This is a genomic window from Candidatus Nanopelagicales bacterium, assembly GCA_018003655.1.
Lineage (GTDB): Bacteria > Actinomycetota > Actinomycetes > S36-B12 > UBA10799 > JAGNDY01.
The window spans coordinates 75,341-90,623 of the sequence record JAGNDY010000002.1 but is presented as its reverse complement, the minus strand read 5'-3'; the positions used below and the strand labels follow the sequence as shown (position 1 = coordinate 90,623).

Annotated in this window: 18 protein-coding genes; 14 read left to right on the top strand and 4 right to left on the bottom strand. The window is 62.9% G+C overall.

Annotated features, from left to right (window positions below; genetic code table 11):
• Nucleotides 1-14 precede the first annotated feature (14 nt).
• Nucleotides 15-254, bottom strand: coding sequence for a hypothetical protein (locus KAZ48_01065; protein MBP7971360.1), 240 nt, complete (start codon nt 252-254; stop codon nt 15-17).
• Between the two features lie 42 nt (nt 255-296).
• Here KAZ48_01065 and moaC point away from each other — a divergent pair, with 42 nt between their 5' ends.
• The 3 genes from moaC to KAZ48_01050 are packed head-to-tail and all read left to right on the top strand — an operon-like array spanning nt 297 to nt 1,636.
• Nucleotides 297-737: a cyclic pyranopterin monophosphate synthase MoaC gene (gene moaC / locus KAZ48_01060; GenBank protein ID MBP7971359.1), complete on the top strand. Its 441-nt coding sequence runs from the start codon at nt 297-299 to the stop codon at nt 735-737.
• Nucleotides 727-1,218, top strand: a complete 492-nt coding sequence (locus KAZ48_01055) for a MogA/MoaB family molybdenum cofactor biosynthesis protein (GenBank protein ID MBP7971358.1) — start codon at nt 727-729, stop codon at nt 1,216-1,218. The genes moaC and KAZ48_01055 overlap by 11 nt, the downstream gene beginning before the upstream one ends.
• A complete protein-coding gene (locus tag KAZ48_01050; protein ID MBP7971357.1) occupies nt 1,211-1,636 on the top strand; it encodes a molybdenum cofactor biosynthesis protein MoaE in 426 nt (141 codons plus the stop codon). The genes KAZ48_01055 and KAZ48_01050 overlap by 8 nt, the downstream gene beginning before the upstream one ends.
• A gap of 6 nt (nt 1,637-1,642) precedes the next feature.
• Here the strand turns inward: KAZ48_01050 and KAZ48_01045 are convergent, their stop codons facing one another.
• The 3 genes from KAZ48_01045 to KAZ48_01035 all read right to left on the bottom strand — a co-directional run bounded on the left by KAZ48_01045 (nt 1,643) and on the right by KAZ48_01035 (nt 3,962).
• Nucleotides 1,643-1,888 carry a MoaD/ThiS family protein gene (locus KAZ48_01045; protein ID MBP7971356.1) on the bottom strand — a complete coding sequence of 82 codons (246 nt, stop codon included), beginning with the start codon at nt 1,886-1,888 and terminating at the stop codon, nt 1,643-1,645.
• Nucleotides 1,889-1,891: 3 nt separating this feature from the next.
• Complete coding sequence (gene moaA, locus KAZ48_01040) at nt 1,892-2,902, bottom strand: GTP 3',8-cyclase MoaA (protein ID MBP7971355.1); 1,011 nt, start codon at nt 2,900-2,902, stop codon at nt 1,892-1,894.
• 88 nt (nt 2,903-2,990) lie between these two features.
• Entirely contained in the window at nt 2,991-3,962 is a 972-nt protein-coding gene (locus tag KAZ48_01035) for an endonuclease/exonuclease/phosphatase family protein (GenBank protein MBP7971354.1), read from the bottom strand.
• A gap of 66 nt (nt 3,963-4,028) precedes the next feature.
• Between KAZ48_01035 and KAZ48_01030 the strand changes: the two genes are divergently transcribed.
• The 11 genes from KAZ48_01030 to KAZ48_00980 all read left to right on the top strand — a co-directional run.
• Nucleotides 4,029-4,859, top strand: coding sequence for a DUF222 domain-containing protein (locus KAZ48_01030; GenBank protein ID MBP7971353.1), 831 nt, complete (start codon nt 4,029-4,031; stop codon nt 4,857-4,859).
• Nucleotides 4,860-5,395: 536 nt separating this feature from the next.
• Nucleotides 5,396-7,390 (top strand): threonine--tRNA ligase, encoded by a 1,995-nt coding sequence (locus tag KAZ48_01025; GenBank protein ID MBP7971352.1) that lies wholly within the window; start codon nt 5,396-5,398, stop codon nt 7,388-7,390.
• A gap of 3 nt (nt 7,391-7,393) precedes the next feature.
• A complete protein-coding gene (locus KAZ48_01020) occupies nt 7,394-7,912 on the top strand; it encodes an HIT domain-containing protein (protein ID MBP7971351.1) in 519 nt (172 codons plus the stop codon).
• Nucleotides 7,912-8,529 carry a CDP-alcohol phosphatidyltransferase family protein gene (locus tag KAZ48_01015; GenBank protein ID MBP7971350.1) on the top strand — a complete coding sequence of 206 codons (618 nt, stop codon included), beginning with the start codon at nt 7,912-7,914 and terminating at the stop codon, nt 8,527-8,529. The genes KAZ48_01020 and KAZ48_01015 overlap by 1 nt, the downstream gene beginning before the upstream one ends.
• Complete coding sequence (locus tag KAZ48_01010) at nt 8,526-9,491, top strand: phosphatidylinositol mannoside acyltransferase (protein ID MBP7971349.1); 966 nt, start codon at nt 8,526-8,528, stop codon at nt 9,489-9,491. Before KAZ48_01015 ends, KAZ48_01010 begins: the two co-directional genes overlap by 4 nt.
• A 2-nt stretch (nt 9,492-9,493) precedes the next feature.
• Entirely contained in the window at nt 9,494-10,648 is a 1,155-nt protein-coding gene (locus KAZ48_01005) for a glycosyltransferase family 4 protein (protein ID MBP7971348.1), read from the top strand.
• Nucleotides 10,645-11,184, top strand: coding sequence for a hypothetical protein (locus KAZ48_01000; GenBank protein ID MBP7971347.1), 540 nt, complete (start codon nt 10,645-10,647; stop codon nt 11,182-11,184). The genes KAZ48_01005 and KAZ48_01000 overlap by 4 nt, the downstream gene beginning before the upstream one ends.
• Nucleotides 11,185-11,253: 69 nt before the next feature.
• Nucleotides 11,254-12,201 (top strand): pyridoxal 5'-phosphate synthase lyase subunit PdxS, encoded by a 948-nt coding sequence (gene pdxS / locus KAZ48_00995; protein MBP7971346.1) that lies wholly within the window; start codon nt 11,254-11,256, stop codon nt 12,199-12,201.
• The gene (pdxT, locus tag KAZ48_00990; GenBank protein ID MBP7971345.1) at nt 12,201-12,833 is read left to right on the top strand and encodes a pyridoxal 5'-phosphate synthase glutaminase subunit PdxT; all 633 of its coding nucleotides are present in this window, start codon (nt 12,201-12,203) and stop codon (nt 12,831-12,833) included. The genes pdxS and pdxT overlap by 1 nt, the downstream gene beginning before the upstream one ends.
• Nucleotides 12,830-13,579 (top strand): YebC/PmpR family DNA-binding transcriptional regulator, encoded by a 750-nt coding sequence (locus KAZ48_00985; GenBank protein ID MBP7971344.1) that lies wholly within the window; start codon nt 12,830-12,832, stop codon nt 13,577-13,579. Before pdxT ends, KAZ48_00985 begins: the two co-directional genes overlap by 4 nt.
• Before the next feature lie 123 nt (nt 13,580-13,702).
• Nucleotides 13,703-15,283: DUF1298 domain-containing protein (locus tag KAZ48_00980; protein MBP7971343.1), on the top strand; the 1,581-nt coding region annotated here is incomplete at its 3' end.

Here is a 15,283-nt window from a genome sequence, read left to right as displayed (position 1 = left end):
CGGACTGCGGATGTTCAGCCGGTCTGCTGCGCCCGCCAGAGTTCGATTGAATGACCAACCGCAGCCGCGATTGCGGTGGAGTCGTGCCCGTTCGCTGCGGCCAACCCCATGATGTAGGTGGCTACCGGTGTCGCGGGCCGAGCGACTTGGTGGGCAACGTCCTTGGCCAAGTCGAGGAGTTCGCCTGTGCCCGTCTCCATGGTCACTCCCAGTTCACTGGACAAGATCTCGGCAAAGCTGTCGACGGCGTCCACGAGGAGCTCCTTGCTTCTGGCACCTAGGATGACGAGGTGCACATGGTTGATGTCGGTCAAAAAGAAGTGACTCTTCGGGAGGCTACTGCCTGCGGCAAGGTCGTCACCACCGCGTCGGTGATGCAGTTGTTGCGGGATGGGTCCATGCCCAAAGGGGACGTCGTCGCGGCCGCAAGAATCGCAGGCATTATGGCGACGAAGAAGACCCCTGACCTGATTCCGCTCTGCCACCCGATCGGCATTAGTGGAGCCGATGTCGATGTCGATGTGTCCGGCGACAAGCACGTTGTCATACACGCTGCCGTCCGAACCGCGGATCGCACAGGTGTCGAGATGGAAGCCCTCACGGCTGTGGCTGCGGCGGCTCTGACCGTCGTGGACATGATCAAGGGAACCGACCCAGCGGCGTCGATCTCAGACATCGTGGTGCTCACCAAGTCCGGTGGTAAGACAGGGGATTGGATCCGACCCGATGACCGTTGACTGGCAGGTGGTGAGCGCTGTGGTCATCACCGTTTCCGACCGCGCCTTTGCCGGTGAGTACGAGGATCGGTCAGGCCCGATAGTCGCGGCGGAGCTTGCGGCCCTTGGGTTTGAAGTGGGCGCAGTCGTTGTGGTCGCAGATGGTGCGGCAGTTGGGGCGGCCCTGCGTGAGGAAGTTGCGCGGGGGCGGGCACTCGTACTGACCACCGGTGGTACCGGCCTCGCCCCGCGCGACCTCACGCCAGAGCAAACGCGCCTTGTGATTGATCGCGAAGTGCCAGGCATCGCCGAGCGGATTCGGGCAGCAGGCGCCGAGAAGGTGCCGACAGCCATGCTGTCGCGGGGGATCGCCGGGGTAGCCGACAGGACGCTCATCATCAACCTCGCGGGCTCAACGGGGGCAGTACGCGATGGGATGACTGCGCTGGGTCCAGTCCTCATGCATGCGGTTGAACAGCTCGGCGGCAGCGACCATGGGTGATGTGATGATCGCGGCAGTGACCTCCGCCGCACTCGACGTCAGCGGGCACCTCGAAGCGGTCGCAACCGCTGAATCGGGAGCAACCGCGAGTTTCCTCGGTGTGGTCCGCAACCATGACTCAGGCGAATCGGTCGCCACGCTGGAGTATCAAGCGCACCCGACCGCCGGTGACATCCTCGGCCGCCTCGCGGTGCAGACCGCCGCCCGCCGGGGAGTTCATCGGGTCGCGGTGAGCCATCGGGTTGATGCAGTGCTGGAGGTGGGCGATCTCGCGGTTGTGTGCGCGGTCTCGGCGTCACATCGGGGAGAAGCCTTCGACGCCTGCTCGGATTTGGTGGAGAACATCAAGCACCAACTGCCGGTCTGGAAGCGGCAGACTCTGACGGATGGGTCGCAGGATTGGGTGAACTGTCCGTAAGCCTGTTCATCCGCCCGCGTACGGCGGCAACACATCAACCGTCGCGGAGTCAGCTAGCGACATCGCGTCGTCGGTGGCCACGGCCCCGTCCACGAGTAAAGAACTGACGGTCAACACCTGGTCAAGTCCGGGGCCGAACGTGTCAGCAAGAACCGTCCGCAACTGGGCAATGTCACTTGCGGTGGCTTCGAATTGCTGACACGCCGCTGCGGTCGCCGCACCCCCAAAGAAGCGCACCATTACCCGGCCCATTGGCTATCCACCGATCGCGGACATCGGACGGCTCGGGGGCTCGAAGTCGTCGTTGTTGATGCCATGCCCGGGGCCCTTCCGCTCAATCGCCCCGCGGATCAATTGTTCGATGTCGTCGGCACTGGCTCCGTTGCGCAGGGCTGTGCGCAGGTCGGCATCGTCGCGACCAAAGAGACACGACCGAATCTGGCCGTCGGCGGTCAGCCGAACTCGGTCGCACGTACGGCAGAACGGCCGAGTGACGGATGCGACGATTCCCACCGTCGCTGGGCCCTCATCGATGAGCCACCTCTCGGCGGGTTCGCTACCCCGAGCCTGATCCGCAGGCTGGAGATCCCAATGGTTGCGCAGCGAGGCCAGGATCTCCGCAGCGGTCACCATGGCCTCGCGGTTCCAGACCCCCATCGGGTCCAGCGGCATCTGCTCGATGAAGCGCAGGTGGAGCCCGTGTTCGAGGGCGTAGTTGAGCAGCTTCGGCGCTTCGTGATCGTTGACGTCGCGGATGAGGACGCTGTTCAGCTTGACTGGACCGATCCCTGCTGCGGCAGCGGCCGCGATGCCGGTGAGTACATCGTCTAAGCGATCGCGCCGGCTCAACTGGCGGAATGTTTGGTGATCAAGGGTGTCCAGGCTGATGTTGATCCGGTCGAGTCCGGCCCGCTTGAGATCGACTGCTTGCTTGGCTAGCCCGATCCCGTTTGTCGTGAGCGAGATGCTGGGTTGGGGCGACAGCTTCGATGCCGCCGAGACAATCCGCGCTAGCCCTGGTCGCAGCAGTGGCTCGCCGCCGGTGAAGCGCACCTCGGTGATGCCCAGGCGCTCGACTGCAATCGCCACGACCCTGGTGACTTCTTCGTCGGTCAGGATGTGCGGCGAAGGCAACCAACCGGGCCCTTCGGCGGGCATGCAGTATGTGCAACGGAGATTGCATCGGTCAGTTAGCGACACTCGCAAGTCCGTCGCAATCCGTCCATGCGTGTCCCGCAGAGGTTTGGCTGCCACGTTGGCCAGCATAGAACGCCGCCCGAGTTGCGGTGCTCGCGTCCTGGGTCGCGTTGTTGCGCGACCTTTCGAAGCGGAGTCCCCGTTGACCTCGTTCTCCTCAGCGGTCAAAGTCAACGACCAGGGCACGATGATCACTGCGGGCGATTGAATGGGTGGTCGCGCGGACTGCCCGCAGGTCAAGGTGGCGCGTCATGACGTGGTCGATTCCGACGAACGGGACCGCCAGCGTTTCTCCGACCGGGAACGTGCGGGCCAGACCTGCCCCGGCAGCCGGTGCCGCGTCGATAAACCCGGCGTCCTCCAGGTCAAGGACAAGTGGTTGATCCCGCGTGGCGTTGAAATCGCCGGACACGATCACAGGCCCTGGTAATCCAGTGAGGTATGCCACGAGTGCTGAGTTGTCCTGCTGCCACTGCTCATGGTCAACGAGGCCGGGTGCGATCGGATGTGCTGAAACCCACCTCACGGGTCCGCTCGGCAACGCGACGGTCGCGCTGAGGCTGGCGAACAGTGTGCCCGGAACAAGCGACTCGTCAGTGAGCGGATAGCGCGACCACAGTGCCGATCCGGAGGCCATCCGGCCCGGTTCGGCGAAGTGGTGGGGAAGTTCTCGATCCATTCCGCAGCGCTGCAAGTTCGCGATCGCCTCGTCAGTCACCTCGACAACAGACAGCAAGTCCACGTTTCGGTCCTGGACGAGTGCGACCAACTGGCAGGCATCGCCTAGACCGAACTTCAGATTCGAAGTCCCGACGGTCAGCTGTGCGGAACTGGATTCGCCCGGATTGTTGAGGAAGGGTGGAGCCCACCAGATGGCGACGACCAGGAGGGCGACGATCGCGGCCACGGCACCGGCCCAGAATCGGGTGAGGATGGTGAGCACGATCGTGAGGCCGAGAACCACGGCCAGGTATGGCGTGAGCGGCACCAAGTACGCCAGCGGACCCCAGGAGATCCGCAGCGCCCGTCCGCAAATGATCAAAGCGCTCGCGACGATAGCCAAAGTGGCGAGCGAGCGACCGGCGATCAGCAGTCCGCGACGGCTGGCCGGCCTTTCGCTGCGATGCATGGACTACCTCACTGTGTCGGGGCGCTCATGACGGTACTTGTTGGCGGTACTTGTTGGCGGGGGGCCGTGGCCCACGCACTCTCCGAGCCGGACGCATCGCCCAGCCTCGTCGAGTCGCTCCAGGCACAACCCGGACGGGTGCTCGGAGCTCTTCTCGCTGACCTCGATCCCCACCGCCTCAGTGCGGAAGTGAGAATCGAGGTACTGCAGGCCTGGAACCGGCAGCTGGCCTGGACCGATGCTGGTCTGATGCGCTCGATGCGGGCTGTCGCTGGGCCGAATGTCCCGTTGATCAGCCACGGCCACACAATTACGGATCCCGGTCGTGAGGAAGTCGCGGTAGCAATGCGGACCTCCTCATCGGCCGCCGCCGCGCAGGTTCACGTCGCCAGACGACTGTGTGGGCCCCACCGGGGGACTCTCCAGTCGCTCGAAACGGGCGCGTTGAGCTACCAGAGCGCGCGCATGATGGTGGACATCTGCGAGGGGCTGAACGACGAGCAGATTCTCCTCGTGGAGGCACGGGTGCTTCCCAGCGCGAGCCGTCGGGATACCTCGCAGCTGCGGCGATCCACGCGCCGCGTTGTCGCACACCTGGCGCGTCGAGAGTTTCAGGCTTCCAGCACCGCCGCCCGGTGTGCGCGGCGCGTGACGGTCGAACCGCACGGCGACGGCCTGGCGACGTTCTCGGCTCTCCTGCCCGTGGCCGACGCCCACCTGCTGTACGACATGGTGGATGCCGGCGCCCGGGGCATCGCGGAACAGGAGAGCCGAGCCGCCGCAGCGGGGCTGCCGGCCGACCACGATGTGACCCTCGACCAACGCCGGGCAGATGCTCTGATGGAAGTCGCCCGGTCTGGATTCGATTCGGTTCCTGCGGTCGGTTTCGGTGGATAGTCGATCCACTGTCAGGCGAACTCGTTGACGTGGGTCGCAGGGTTTACCGACCAAGCGAACGCATGCGCGACTTCATCATGGCCCGTGATCAGATTTGTCGGTTCCCGGGCTGCAATCAGCCCGCGCACCGAAACGACATTGACCACGCTGTGCCGTGGGACGCTGGAGGTTAATCCACCCGATCAAACCTCGGTTCGCTGTGTCGACGGCACCATCGGATGAAGTCCGCAGGGTTATGGAGATTGGTCGATTCCCACGCCGACGATACGTGCACCTGGCGGGGGCCATCTGGTCAAGCGGTCACCCAAGGAACTGAACCGCCATTGGCTGAGCATCCCGGTGGTGCCGATCCGCCTCCCTTCTGAGTCCCCAGTCCCAGTTCCCGTCCCGCGCCATCTGACAGTTCACGCCGTGGCGCTGCGGTGCCTCATCGCCTAACTGCCAGCCCGCGCCGATAGGCTGCCTACAGTCCAGTAGGGACCCGCTCGTGCGAACGCCACCAGCTTCGACCAATGTCAAAACCCAGGAGTAGCCAGATGCCGTCTGTTTCGGTGGTCAACGACGACCGTCCCGTCGAACAGGAAGTCGCGGTAGGTGCTTGCGCTGCGGATCTCTTCACCGACAGGGCGATCGTGGTGGCGCGGATCAACGGCGAACTCCGTGACTTGGCTACTCCACTAAGTGAGGGCGACCTGGTCGAGCCAGTGACGGTCGACTCCGCCGACGGGCGTGCCGTGCTCCGGCACTCCACTGCGCACGTGCTGGCGCAAGCAGTTCAGGACCTGTTTCCGAATACCAAGCTGGGGATTGGGCCTCCGGTAACCGATGGGTTCTACTACGACTTCGATCCTGAACAACCCTTCACACCGGAAGACCTCGATGCCTTGACCAAGCGCATGCAACAAATCGTCAAGGAGGGTCAGGTCTTCTCCCGCCGAGTCGTCACCGAGGGCGCCGCACTCGAGGAACTCTCCGGGGAGCCCTACAAGTGCGAACTCATCGGTCTCAAAGCTGGCGTCGCCGACGACGACGTCATGGAGGTCGGCGGAAACGAGTTGACGATCTATGACAATCTGCACCCTCGGACCAAAGAGCGGCGCTGGGGTGATTTGTGTCGCGGGCCGCACATCCCGAGCACCCGTCTGATCCCTGCGTTCAAACTCATGCGAACCGCCGCCGCGTATTGGCGTGGGAGCGAGAAGAATCCGCAACTGCAGCGCATTTATGGCACAGCCTGGGAGTCCAAGGAATCGCAACGCGAGTATCTACACCGCCTCGAAGAGGCAGAGCGGCGTGACCATCGACGGCTCGGGACTGAACTGGACCTTTTCAGCTTTCCCGAAGAGATCGGATCCGGGCTTGCGGTATTCCATCCCAAGGGCGGAATCATCCGTCGGGAGATGGAAAGTCATTCCCGACGCGAACATGAGCGCGCAGGCTATGAATTCGTTTACTCGCCACACATCACCAAGTCCAAGCTCTTCGAAACCAGCGGTCACTTGGATTGGTACCGCGAGGGGATGTATCCGCCCATGTTGCTCGACGAGGAGCGCGACTCCGAGGGCGAGATTCGCAAGGCCGCCGCTGAGTACTACCTGAAGCCGATGAACTGCCCGATGCACAACCTCATCTTCCGGTCGCGCGGGCGGTCCTATCGCGAGCTCCCGCTTCGGCTCTTCGAGTTCGGCACCGTGTATCGGTATGAGAAGTCCGGCGTTGTTCACGGACTCACGCGAGCCCGCGGCTTCACCCAGGACGATGCCCACATCTACTGCACCAAAGAGCAGATGCCTGCGGAGCTCGACTCCCTGCTTGTCTTCGTACTTGATCTCCTGCGTGACTACGGACTTGAGGATTTCTACCTCGAGCTCTCCACCCGCGATCCAGCCAAGTGCGTCGGAACCGACGAACAGTGGGCCGAGGCGACCGAGGCTCTACGACAAGCAGCAGAGCGCCAAAATCTTGGTGTCGTTCTGGACGAGGGAGGCGCAGCCTTCTACGGTCCAAAGATTTCCGTGCAAGCGCGTGATGCCATCGGCCGAAGCTGGCAGATGTCGACAATTCAGGTTGACTACAACCTGCCCCAACTGTTCGACCTTGAGTACCAGGCCGCCGACGGCACCAGGCAGCAACCGGTCATGATCCACCGCGCCCTCTTCGGATCGATCGAACGCTTCTTCGCAGTCCTGCTTGAGCACTACGCGGGTGCCTTCCCGCCCTGGCTCGCACCAGTTCAGGCCATCGGTATTCCCGTGTCAGATGCCCATGTTGATTACCTGCAGTCCATCGTGAACCGACTCAAGCAGCAGGGCATTCGTGCTGAGGTCGACACTGCGTCGGATCGAATGCCCAAGAAGATTCGCAACGCGCAGAAGCTCAAGATTCCGTTCATGCTGATCGCCGGTGACGAGGATCAGCAGGCCGAGGCTGTCAGCTTCCGGTTCCGCGATGGGACCCAGCGCAACGGGGTTCCCATCGACGAGGCGATTGCCGAGATCGTCGCTGCCGTCGCAAGCCGAGTCCAGGTTTGACGGATGGGGAACCCCGAAGACTGGGACCGACTGTGGACCCCGCACCGACTTGCCTACATCCGCGGCGAAGGCAAGCCGGACAACGACCGCCAGGGTGATCATTGCCCGTTCTGCCGCGCCCCGGCCGGTGTGGACGAGGACAATCTGGTGGTTGCCAAAGGTAATCTCGTCTTCGCGGTGTTGAATAAATTCCCCTATAACTCCGGTCACTTACTGATCTGCCCGTACCGACATGTTCCGGACTACACCGACTTGCACACTGCCGAACTTGCCGAATTCGCCTTGTTCACCCAGGCCGGGATGGTCGCGCTACGGAATGTGTCGGTCGCCCAAGGGTTCAACATCGGGATGAATCAGGGCAGTGTCTCTGGCGCCGGAATTTCAGCCCATCTTCACCAGCACATCGTCCCGCGATGGGGTGGCGATACCAACTTCATGCCCGTCGTTGGTGGTACCAAGGTCCTGCCGCAATTGCTGGAACAAACCCGGGAGCTACTCGCTGCCGCGTGGCCGGAGGTCTGATGCTCAACGACACCAACGCTCGAAGCGTCATGGCGCACGTGATCGATCCGGTGGCTAAGGGTCTGCTCAAGGTTGGGCTTTCGCCCGACGCCATCACGGTTATCGGCACGATGGGTGTGTCCGCTGGTGCACTGATCTTCTTCACCCGTGGATCATTTTGGATTGGCACGCTGGTCATTGCGGCATTCATTTTCAGTGACATGCTCGACGGGACCATGGCCCGCATTGCTGGCAGATCCGGCCCCTGGGGAGCCTTCCTCGACTCAACCCTGGATCGGGTCGCCGACGGCGCAATCTTCGCGGCCCTGCTGATCTGGTTCGCTCGCACCAACCAGTGGTGGCTCGTTGCGATAACGACTGTTTGCCTGATCGGCGGTGCGGTCGTTTCCTACGCCAAAGCGCGCGCGGAAGGCTTGGGGATGACGTGCAACGTCGGCTTCGCGGAGCGCACTGAACGCATTCTCATCGTCTTGGTTCCTACGTTCATCGCTGGGCTCGGTGTTCCTTACATCCAAGCGGTCGCGCTGTGGCTACTCGCGGGCTTGACGATCCTGACCGTCTTCCAGCGCATGGTCCATGTGTACCGCCAAGCCAACAGCACGGAGGCAACTGCGTGAGCATCCAAGACGATCTCGGCTACTACGCCTACTCGCTGGGATGGTCGAGTGTTCGCCGCATGCCAGAAAGGACTGCCTACCGGACGTTTGACGCCATCGCTGATCGGATTTGGAGCAGGCGCGGTTCTGGGGTCGCCCAACTTGAGAAGAACCTCTCGCGGGTTCTGCCCGAGGCCAGTTATGCCGAACTCCGCAAACTTTCCCGGCAGTCGATGCGTAAGTATTTTCGGTACTGGTGCGATGCCTTCCGCATGCCCGACTGGAGCCGGGAACGCATCGTCAGCACGTTCGAAGGAGTTGACGACTACCGGCTCGACGAGGCGCTGGCGCAGGGCAGGGGCGTCGTTGTGGCGCTGTGTCACATGGGGAACTGGGATCACGCAGGAGCCTGGGCCACCCTGACCAAGGCACCACTGACGGCGGTGGCGGAGAAGCTCGAGCCAGCGAAACTGTTCGATAAGTTCCTGGAATACCGCAGCTCCTTGGGTATGCAGATCTATCCGCTAGGCATGCCCAACGTCACTGACGTGCTGGCTGACGAGCTACGCAACGACCACCGGATCGTGGCGCTGGTGGCTGACCGGGACTTGACCGCCCGCGGTGTCGATGTCGACTTCTTCGGTGATACGACCCGCATGCCAGCTGGCCCAGCCAACCTCGCGCTTCGCACGGGTGCTCCGCTGCTTGCCGCAACCCTGTACTACGAGGGCCCGATCGCCTACGCGCGATTCCATGAACCGATTGTTGTTCCGCCGGGTGCGCCCACCGGAGACAGCGGCAAGGACAGTCCGGGCTTCGCGGCCGCCGTGGCTGACATGACCCAGCAGATTGCGCGGGGCTTCGAAGAGGGGATCCGCGATCGGCCGACCGACTGGCACATGCTGCAGCGACTCTGGCTGGCTGACTTGGACCAAGAGCGACTGGCTGAGTCCGATGCCGCCGGTGGACGCGCGGGAACCTGATCATGCGCATCGGTTTGGTATGCCCGTACGACTGGTCCGCGCCCGGCGGCGTCAAACAACACATCCGGGACTTGGCTGAGGCCCTAATGGAGGCGGGTCACGAGGTAAGCGTTCTTGCGCCGAGCGAGGAGGACGCCGACTTGGAGCCCTACGTTGTTTCTGCGGGTCGGCCAGTGGCGGTTCCCTACAACGGTTCAGTTGCCCGGCTCAGCTTCGGGATGGTCACCACCTCACGGGTGCGACGTTGGGTTCGCGACGGTGAATTCGACGTTGTGCACGTACACGAACCAGCGTCACCGAGCTTGTCGGTGCTGGCTTGCTGGGTGTGTGATGGCCCGCTAGTGGCGACCTGGCATTCATCCAGCGAGAAGTCCCGGGCAATGACGGCTTTTCGGTTCATCTTGCAGACGGCGATGGAGAAGATCAACGGTCGAATCGCCGTGAGCGAGAAGGCCCGACAGACGCTGGTGGAGAACCTCGGTGGCGACGCTGTCCTCATTCCCAACGGCGTCACGTGTAAGAACTTCGAGGTAGGTGAGCCGCTGCGTGGGTTTCCACGGTCCGGCCCGACGTTGCTCTTCCTTGGCCGCATAGACGAGCCCCGCAAGGGCTTGCAGGTGCTGCTCGAGGCCATGCCGGAAATCGTCGGCAACCATCCGGACGTCAAACTGCTCGTCGCCGGGCCCGGCTCGATCGAACACATCGAGGACAAGCTGAACCCGCAGATCAGCGATCACGTCGAATTCCTCGGACTGATCAGTGAGGCGGACAAGGTGTCGGCGTTCAAGTCCGCTGACGTGTACATCGCGCCCAACACCGGCGGCGAAAGCTTTGGAATTGTGTTGCTGGAATCGATGGCCGCGGGGACGCCTGTCCTGGCCAGCGACATCGAAGCCTTTGCCCAGGTACTCGAGTTCGGCGAGGCAGGCGCCTTGTTCGGGAACGAGGACCCGGCAGACCTCGCTGCGCAACTGGGGGTATTGCTAGGCGATTCCGCAGAACGGGAAAGGTTGCGGGTCGAAGGCCGGCGCCGGGCGCTTGAGTATGACTGGCGCAGAGTCGCCCGTGACGTCGAACGGGTCTACGAGTCCGTGGTCATTCCGGGTGTGAAGGTACGCGCTGACCTCAGCGGCCAAGTGTTCGGCAGGTTCGGATGACGTGGCTGATCGTCGCGATCGCGGTTGTCGCACTTTTCGTTGTGTATCTGGCATCGACGGCTGGCCGACTGGATCGTCTGCATCATCGTGTGGACACTGCGTTGGTGTCGCTGGACGTCCAACTCCGCCGGCGCACCAATGCGGTCATGGACCTTGCTTCATCCGGCATGCTCGATCCGGCGTCGAGCTTGGTGCTGGCCGACTCCGCGCTGGTGGCTCGCGACGACGAAGGTGACCCTCGGGGCCGTTCTCAGCAGGAGAGCGATGTGACCAAGGCGATAGACGTCGTGTTCGGTAGCCGGGAGGACGTCGATGAGTTCTGCACGAGCGCTCGGGGCTCCGAACTGATCGACGTTCTCAGCGGGACTGTTCACCGCGCCGCGTTGTCCCGGCGGTTCTACAACGACGCCGTTCGCGCGTGCCGGGCCGTCCGGCGGCAACGACTCGTTCGCTGGTTCAGACTCGCTGGCTCAGCGCAAATGCCGTTGACCGTTGAGATGGATGACCGAATCCCCAGTGGGCTGCGCAATCGCTGACGGACCCGCAGTGCGCGGGCGACGCAACCGACTATTGGTCCGGTAACCATCAGCGCCTACGATGTGCCCATGTCTACTGCGGATTCGAGTACCCCCACCGAACGCGAGTTCGGTACCTCGCGCGTCAAGCGCGGGATGGCTGAACAACTCAAAGGTGGCGTCATCATGGATGTCGTCACCCCCGCGCAGGCCAAAGTAGCTGAAGACGCCGGCGCCGTCGCTGTTATGGCCCTCGAGCGGGTACCAGCGGACATTCGGGCCGAAGGCGGCGTCTCCCGCATGAGCGATCCGGAGATGATTGTCGGCATCCAGGAGACTGTGTCGATCCCGGTAATGGCAAAGGCCCGGATCGGGCACTTCGTGGAGGCACAGGTTCTGGAATCGCTCGGCGTCGACTACGTCGACGAGTCCGAGGTGCTAACCCCAGCCGACTACGCGAATCACATCGACAAGTGGCGCTTCACGGTCCCATTCGTCTGTGGCGCCACCAACCTTGGTGAGGCGCTGCGACGGATCACCGAAGGTGCAGCGATGATTCGTTCCAAGGGTGAGGCCGGCACCGGCGACGTCTCCAATGCCACCACTCACATGCGTCAGATTCGCGACGAGATTCGTCGCCTCAGCGGCCTGCCAGAAGACGAACTCTACGTCGCCGCCAAGGAATTGCAGGCGCCGTACGACCTGGTGGCGGAGGTCGCAAAGGCTGGCAAGTTGCCGGTGGTGCTCTTCACTGCGGGCGGAATTGCGACACCTGCTGACGCTGCGATGATGATGCAGTTGGGCGCGCAGGGGGTCTTCGTCGGATCCGGAATCTTCAAGGCTGCTGACCCGGCTAACCCGATCGAGGTACAGGAGTCCAATGCGCTCGCTCGCGCCAAGGCCATCGTTGAGGCAACGACTCACTTTGACAATCCCGAGGTGATCGCCAAGGTCTCCCGTGGCCTCGGTCCTGCGATGGTGGGCATCAACGTCGAGGATCTGCCACAGCCGCACCGCCTTGCCGAGCGCGGCTGGTGATCGCAAGCACATCCGATCAGCCGTCGGCGTCCGCACCTGCCATTGGCGTTCTCGCCTTGCAGGGCGGCGTGGATGAGCACCTCGCGGCCCTCGTCCAGGCGGGCGCAAAGCCAGTCGGCGTGCGCACCGCGGCGGAACTGGATTCGGTCGAGGCGCTGGTCATCCCGGGCGGGGAGTCCACCACCATCTCGCACCTGGCGATTCGGTTCGCCATGTTTGCTCCGATCCAGCGGCGGATCCGAGCGGGGATGCCAACCTTCGGTTCCTGTGCCGGGATGATCATGCTCGCCAACGAGGTCCTCGATGGTCGAACTGATAGACCGTCGTTCGGTGGATTGGACGTATCGGTCCGGCGCAACGCCTTTGGGCGGCAGGTCGATTCGTTCGAGTGTGGCCTGTACTTCACCGGCATTGGCAGTGAGCCTTTCCCAGCCGTGTTCATTCGGGCCCCGTGGGTTGAGCGGGTGGGAACGGACGTGGAGGTTCTTGCTTCCCTTGAGGACGAGGCGGGCGCCGGTAGGATCGTGGCCGTGCGCCAGGGTCCACTCATCGCCACGTCATTCCACCCGGAACTGACCGGCGACTTTCGGATCCACCGGCTATTCGTAGACATTGTGAAGGGGCAGGCATGAGCGGCCATTCCAAATGGGCAACCACCAAGCACAAGAAGGCAGTCATCGATGCCCGCCGTGGCAAGCTGTTTGCCAAGCTGATCAAGAACATCGAGGTTGCTGCCCGCACTGGCGGCGGTGACATGGATGGCAACCCCACGCTCTACGACGCCGTTCAAAAGGCTCGCAAAAACTCCGTGCCCCTCGACAACATCGAACGCGCAGTCAAGCGTGGTTCGGGCGCTGAGGCGGGCGGAGCAGACTGGCAGACGATCATGTACGAGGGCTACGGTCCCAGCGGAGTTGCCCTGTTGGTCGAGTGTTTGACGGACAATCGCAATCGCGCCGCCTCGGAGGTCCGGACGATCATGAGTCGCAACGGGGCCACGATGGCCGATCCGGGTTCGGTGTCCTACCTGTTCAGTCGCAAAGGCGTGGTCATCGTGCCGCAAGCGGAAACCACCGAGGATGACGTACTTGCGGCCGTGCTCGATGCCGGCGCGGAAGAGGTCAATGACTTGGGCGGATCGTTCGAGATCGTCAGCGAACCGAGCGACCTGGTAGCCGTCCGCACTGCACTGCAGGTCAACGAGTTGGACTACGACTCAGCCGACGCATCCTTCGTGCCGAGTGTCACGGTCGCGCTGGATGAGGACGCTGCTCGCAAGCTGATGAGGCTAGTGGACGCACTCGAAGACAGCGACGATGTGCAGAACGTGTACGCCAACTTCGACATCTCCGACGAGATCCTCGCCGCACTGAGTTGATCGGTTGTCGAAGGCGCATGCACCGGCCGCAGAACTCTGCGAACTAACGCTGCGGCAGATAGCCTCTGTGGACAGGAACGTGACACCCGAAAACCGGGTGCGTTCCCCAGGCGGAGGTCATCGATGGCAAGCGAGCAGGGTAAGAACAAGGGAAGCCGCAAGAAGCGCCAGAATGCGGTCGCCTCTGCTCAACGCATGAAGGGCTTCGATTTCGCCACGTGGCGGACCAGCAGCAACGACCCGGTCATGCGGTCGACGATTATCGGCTTGCTCCTGTTCGATCGGGCGCCCGACTGGGATGTCCTGACTGAACGCTTCGACCGGGCGTCCCGTGTGACGCCCGCGCTACGCGAGAAACTCATCGATGCCGGCGGGCTCACCACGCCAAGGCTGGTCTTCGACTCCCATTTTGATTTGCAGTTCCATCTCCGCCGCTTTCGCATGCCGCAGGGTTCAACGTGGGAGGACGTCCTCGAGGATGCTCGTCGGCAAAGCATGACCGACTTCGACCGGGAGCGGCCGCTCTGGCGAGTGACGCTGCTGGAAGGGCTTCCCGGCGGCAAGGCGGCCGCGATCGTCAAGATGCACCATGCGGTCGTGGATGGCCAGGGCGTCGTCATGTTGAGCACGAGTTTGTTCGACTTTACTGAGCAGAGTCAAGATCTAGGCCCGATGCCAGCAGAGCCCACGGGGGAGGACCTCGACCGGCTTGGTCTCGCGCAGGCTGTGGTTCGTGACAACTTCGGCTGGGCAGCGAGGACCGCCCAGGACACCGTTCGTGGATTTGGGCCAGCGACATTGGCTGCCCTCCGGTCGCCGTCGGACACGATCGCTCGGATAGCGAAGACCGCCGCTTCGCTGGCGCGGTTCACGGCGATCCCGTTGACGCCCTTGTCGCCAATCATGCGCAATCGCAGCATCAACTATCACTTCAACACGATCGAGTTTCCGTTCGACTACATCAAGACTCGGGCGAAATCGAGTGGGCACTCTGCCAACGACGCCTTCATGGCTGGTGTCGCCGAGGGCTTGGCGCTCTACCACGAGAGAAACGGAGCGCCCGTCGAGACGCTCAGGGTGAACATGCCCATCAGCACTCGCAAGGCGGGCGACTCGATGGAAAATGCGGTGACGATCGCTCGGTTTGAAATGCCTGTCAACACTGATGACTCCAGTAAGTTGATGACCGACATTGCCGCGTTGGTGAAGACCGCTCGCAACGAGCCAGCGGTTGAGTTCACCAACGAGCTCGGCGAGCTCTCGCGTCTCATTCCATCGGAGATCGTCGCGGCTGCCGCGCAGGCCAGCGATGTCACGGCGTCGAACGTTCCGGGGGTTCCGGTTCCAGTCTGGCTCGCCGGAGCCCGGGTGGAGCGGATGTACCCATTGGTCGCGACGATCGGTGCGGCCACAAACATCACCATGCTGACTTACAACGGCCTCGCTTCGATCGGGATCAGCAGCGACGACGCCGCGATCCCGCTGCCCAAGCAATTGCTCATGGCGCTGGAGGACGGATTCTCGGCCGTGCTCGGCAAGTCGATTCCGGGGGACCAGCCATTCGCGCCCGCGAAGAAGGCCGCGGCGAAGAAGGCCCCGGTAAAGAAGGCCCCAGCGAAGAAGGCCCCGGCGAAGAAGGCGCCGGTAAGGAAAGCCGCAGTCAAGAAGTCGGCGGTCAAGAAAGCCCCGGCCAAGAAAGCCCCG

Bases quoted from the DNA above. Each gene is read 5' to 3' on its own strand.
- pdxS (MBP7971346.1), top strand. From the start codon at position 11,254: ATGTCTACTGCGGATTCGAGTACCCCCACCGAACGCGAGTTCGGTACC.
- KAZ48_01015 (MBP7971350.1), top strand. From the start codon at position 7,912: ATGCTCAACGACACCAACGCTCGAAGCGTCATGGCGCACGTGATCGAT.
- KAZ48_01005 (MBP7971348.1), top strand. From the start codon at position 9,494: ATGCGCATCGGTTTGGTATGCCCGTACGACTGGTCCGCGCCCGGCGGC.
- KAZ48_01035 (MBP7971354.1), bottom strand. From the start codon at position 3,962: ATGCATCGCAGCGAAAGGCCGGCCAGCCGTCGCGGACTGCTGATCGCC.
- moaC (MBP7971359.1), top strand. From the start codon at position 297: ATGGTTGATGTCGGTCAAAAAGAAGTGACTCTTCGGGAGGCTACTGCC.
- KAZ48_01055 (MBP7971358.1), top strand. From the start codon at position 727: ATGACCGTTGACTGGCAGGTGGTGAGCGCTGTGGTCATCACCGTTTCC.
- KAZ48_01000 (MBP7971347.1), top strand. From the start codon at position 10,645: ATGACGTGGCTGATCGTCGCGATCGCGGTTGTCGCACTTTTCGTTGTG.
- KAZ48_00985 (MBP7971344.1), top strand. From the start codon at position 12,830: ATGAGCGGCCATTCCAAATGGGCAACCACCAAGCACAAGAAGGCAGTC.
- KAZ48_01020 (MBP7971351.1), top strand. From the start codon at position 7,394: ATGGGGAACCCCGAAGACTGGGACCGACTGTGGACCCCGCACCGACTT.
- moaA (MBP7971355.1), bottom strand. From the start codon at position 2,902: ATGCTGGCCAACGTGGCAGCCAAACCTCTGCGGGACACGCATGGACGG.
- KAZ48_01045 (MBP7971356.1), bottom strand. From the start codon at position 1,888: ATGGGCCGGGTAATGGTGCGCTTCTTTGGGGGTGCGGCGACCGCAGCG.
- KAZ48_01050 (MBP7971357.1), top strand. From the start codon at position 1,211: ATGGGTGATGTGATGATCGCGGCAGTGACCTCCGCCGCACTCGACGTC.
- KAZ48_01025 (MBP7971352.1), top strand. From the start codon at position 5,396: ATGCCGTCTGTTTCGGTGGTCAACGACGACCGTCCCGTCGAACAGGAA.